This is a genomic window from Microcystis sp. M_QC_C_20170808_M3Col (assembly GCF_007095505.1).
Taxonomy (GTDB): Bacteria; Cyanobacteriota; Cyanobacteriia; order Cyanobacteriales; family Microcystaceae; genus Microcystis.
Genome location: NZ_SFBY01000331.1, coordinates 1 through 4,523, shown reverse-complemented (window position 1 = coordinate 4,523; position 4,523 = coordinate 1). Strand labels below are relative to the sequence as shown.

2 protein-coding genes are annotated in these 4,523 nt (G+C 42.7%); both read left to right on the top strand.

The genetic code is table 11. The features are described from left to right. Window positions 1-50: 50 nt before the first annotated feature. Window positions 51-1,943, top strand: coding sequence for a HEAT repeat domain-containing protein (locus EWV84_RS15215; protein ID WP_287078676.1), 1,893 nt, complete (start codon window positions 51-53; stop codon window positions 1,941-1,943). Between the two features lie 818 nt (window positions 1,944-2,761). Next, entirely contained in the window at window positions 2,762-4,156 is a 1,395-nt protein-coding gene (locus EWV84_RS15210; protein WP_287078674.1) for a DUF2252 domain-containing protein, read from the top strand. The last annotated feature ends 367 nt before the right edge of the window (window positions 4,157-4,523 follow it).

Below are 4,523 nucleotides of genomic sequence, written 5' to 3'. Positions count from 1 at the left end.
ATTAACCCTTTTGTGCCTTAAGTCCTTTCCTGTATGAATTTCAGCTACTTTTGAGCGTAGTTGCTCTCATCGAATTTTATTTTAAGTTAATTATTTGCATAACAATTCCCGAAGAGCCCTCTGCGGTAGAAGCTTTAGGTAATATTGGCAACTCAGAAGCTGTTTCTGCTTTAATTGCGATCCTGAATAATTCAACTTATTATATCACAGACTATGGAGTAGATATAGCTGCTAGAAATAAGGCAGTAGAAGCATTAAGTAAAATTGGAACTCCACAAGCGGTGTCAGGTTTAATTGAGGCACTAGCACTTAAGAATCCTTATCAGGAAGTCGCAGGTAAAGCAGCAGAAGCTTTATTAAATATTGGTACTGAGGAAGCCTGCTTAGGTTTAATGACAGCACTTAATCATTCAGATGAAACTATCAGGGAATATGCTGTAGAAGCGTTAGGGAAAGTTATGAATATTAGTAGCACAGCAGCGATGCCTATTTTAATCGAGGCACTGAATAATCCTTATCAGGAAGTTAGAAGCTATGCAACGATGATTTTCGCAAACTTTCCTTTGGTTTTGGTGGTTAATCCAGAATCTAGACAAGCTTTTATTGTTGCGTCGCTTAATGATTCAGATAAGACTGGTATAGACTGTGTAGCAACCGCTTTAAGCTTGCTTCTTAATCCAGAAGAAGTATCAGCTTTAATGACAGCATTAACCAATTCAGATGAAACTGTCAGAAGCAAAGCTATAGAATCTTTGGGCGAAACATTAGACAAAATTGGCAACCCAGAAACGATGTCAGGTTTAAGTATGGCACTAGAGGATTCCAATAATCCTCTCAGATATTATTTAGCAATATTGTTAACAGTTTATTTAAACGAAAAAGGCAATCCAGAAGCTTTGCCAATTTTAATCAAGGCACTTAATCATTCAGACAAGTATGTTAGACGCATGGCTGTAAGTGGTTTAGGTGATAGCGACAATCCAGAAGTAGTGCCAGCTTTAATTATGATGCTAAATGATTCGGATTATGAAGTCAGAGGCAGAGCAGTAATGGCTTTAGCAAATATCAGTCATCCAAAAGCGATACCAGCCTTAATTGAAGCTTTGAATGATGTAAATAAATATGTCAGATTTGTGTCAGCAGATGCTCTAAGCAAAATGGGCAATTTAGAAGTGATACCAACTTTAATTGAGGGGTTAAATGATTCAGAAGAGATTTTTAGATTGCCCACGATTTGGATGGTAATTCATTTAAGTAGGATAGACAATTATATATTGATACCAGTTTTAATTGAAGCACTGAAGAATTCCGATAAGAATGTCAGAGCTTTAGCGGCACAAACTTTAGGAAATATCGGCAACTCGGAAGCAGTACCAGCTTTAATTGAGGCGTTGAATGATGAAGATAATCAGGTTCAATACAGTGCTCAACTAGCTTTAAGTCAAATAGGTAACTCAGAAACAATATCAGCTTTAATTAGGGTACTAAAAGATTCAGATGAGAATTTTAACGTTAAATGCGGGGCAGCATCAGCTTTAAGTGATATAGGCAATTCAGAAGTAGTATCAGCTTTAATTGTGGCACTGAAAGATTCAAATAAATATGTCAGACACTTATCAGCAAAAGCGTTAGGTGAGATAGGCAACCCAGAAGCAGTACCAGCTTTAACTGAAGCACTGACAGATGCAGATGATTATGTTTTAGAATCAGTAGCAGAAGCATTAGAAGAGATAGGCGACTTAAGAACATTGAAACAAATAATTTATCGTTGGGATATTGATATTTATGAATCAAATATCTTTCTGCTTGCCAGAAAACTCGCTATCCGCTATCGCAAAACTAAAAACTCAGTTATTCCAGTTTATCGTCAGCGATTCAGGTTTCTAGTGAAGCGTGTTAGAGCCATTATTGTTATGATAATCTCATCATTAAGAGGCAAATAAAACCTCGACTATAGCAAACTCGTAATTCCCACTGAGAAAGCCAAGCTGAAACCTGAATTTATGGTTTATGATGAGATATATGGAAAGGACGATAAAACACTTGAGTAAAAAGATACTTCCTGTTGCCATCGCCTTGTCGATACTGGTACTAACAGGAGAATTGACGGCGCATATCATCGGAGAAATCTTCTGGTTTCAAGAGGTAGGACATATAAGCTGTTCATAATTTAAATTGCTTGGGCCAGACGAGGCAAGAGGCAACAGGCAAGAGGCAACAGTAAAGGGATTGAAGGAGATTTAGCTAATCTAAGGATGGGCGGTTAAAATGCGTCTTAGCTTACTACCGAATCATTACCAAAAAAAATAAACAGAAAACTTCTTACAGAAGTCGGGCAAGGGGGAAATTTTCACCTTTAACCTGAAATATACCCCCCTTTTCCCGACAAAAGAGCGAGATTTTAGCCCCTGGCTGAAGGCTGACCATTAGATAAAATTTTGTTACGAGCATTCCGCCAGCAATTTTTGAGCAAGATATAATCGAAGTAGTAGGGCTGCCATTGGGCTAAAAGTTAAGCAAATTTAAGAGATAGCCATTTCAGAAAAAATGTATCATCGATAATGTTGAGCTTCCCCGAATAAGAAGCGAGTGAAGATTAATTGTTGAACCGAGCATCAGAAGCTATCTCTAAAGGAGCAAATGTTAGAAAGTTATCCAAGAAGGGGAACCATCACTATTGACTTATCTATTTCCTATTGCTTGTATTCATTTAGTCATCTAACAGCAAGGGATGTAATCTCATTCAGGGGAAAAAGTCGCTATGAACCACCAAATAGAAACCCCGATCCGCTCATCTTCTCAAGCTCGATTCCGTTCACGGGAAGAACGCATCCAGATCGGTAAATCCCTCCGGGAGCGATTGCCGCGTTCTAGCCACGCCATCTGGCAACCCCCCGCAGCTGGTCGAGAGCCGATCGAGATCATCGAAGCATCAAATCGAGGGCGATTACAGGAATTGATTCCTATCCGCTACGGACGAATGTTGCGGAGTCCCTTTACCTTCCTGCGCGGTTCCGCTGCTTTGATGGCCTACGATCTGGCCACCACTCCCAAAACCGACGTTATCGTGCAGGCCTGCGGGGATTGCCACCTGTTGAACTTCGGATTTTTTGCCACCCCCGAACGCAATTTAGTCTTCGATATTAACGATTTCGACGAAACCCTACCCGCACCTTGGGAATGGGATCTCAAGCGTCTAGTGGTCAGCTTTGTCATCGCCGGCAGGGATAGCGATCTATCCGATCAAGAATCGAAGGCGGCGGCGATCGATTGCGCTCGTTCCTATCGGGAACACCTGCGGGAATATTCTCGCCTCAGTCCGTTAGAGATATGGTACACGCGCATAGGAGTAGAACAGGCGATCGAGATGGCTCCCGACGAAAAGACGCGGAAGATACGGGAACAGATGATGGCAAAAGCCCGCGAGCGCATCATCGAACATCTTTACCCCAAGATCGTCACTCAAACCGGGGGACGCAATCGCTTTGTCGATCAGCCGCCCATTCTCTACCATGTCAACGAACCGGATTGGGAGACTCTCGTGCGCGAGGGTCTGGAAGACTATCGCCAATCCCTGCCGGAGGAACGCCGGGTCCTCTTTGATCGCTACCAGTTAGAGGACTTTGCCCTGAAAGTGGTAGGCATTGGCAGTGTCGGCACTAGATGTTATATCGCCCTATTTTTCTCGGAAGACAACCATCCCCTCATCCTACAAGTTAAGGAAGCCTGCCCTTCGGTTCTGGAACCCTATACCGCCAAGAGCCAGTACGAAAATCAGGGACAACGGGTGGTTACAGGCCAGAGATTGATGCAATCCTCTAGCGACATATTTTTAGGCTGGACCCAGGGAAGACGGGGCAAAGACTTCTATTTACGGCAACTGCGGGATATGAAGTTTTCCCTACCCATTGAGGGAGTGTCGGCTGTCCAACTGCAACGCTACGCCGAGTTCTGTGGCTGGACCTTAGCCCGCGCCCACGCTAAATCTGGAGACGCAGCCACCATTAGCGGTTATTTGGGGAAAGGAGATCAGTTCGATCTAGCGATGGGCGAGTTTGCGATCGCTTATGCCGAGCAGACAGAACGAGATCACGCCGCTTTGGTGGAAGCGGTCAAAACAGGACGGGTCGAGGCTTTGGTAGAAGAAGATTTATAGCATTAAGCTATCAGCCATCAGCCTGTTATTTCTCGACCTTAGATTAGGGGCGCGAGCTTTGCGCCCCCACATTGCAGCTGGTATTGTAAAGTTTTGTAGAAAATATACGCAAATAACAGCAAACAACTGCTACTGTGGTTAGTGCAAGTTTACCTTACAGTTCAAATGAAACTATCAGATTATGCCAAGAAAAAGGGATTTTGCGCTCGACTGTCTTCAATAAGACGAAGAACAAGAAAAACCGAATGTTTAATTAGGGTCTGCTGAATAAATCTAAAAACCTTGTTGGGTAAGACTTTTAGACTTTTTGTCAATCAAAAAGTACCAGGCATGGGAGTGATCAGGGGGAAAATTCAGGTACTTTTTC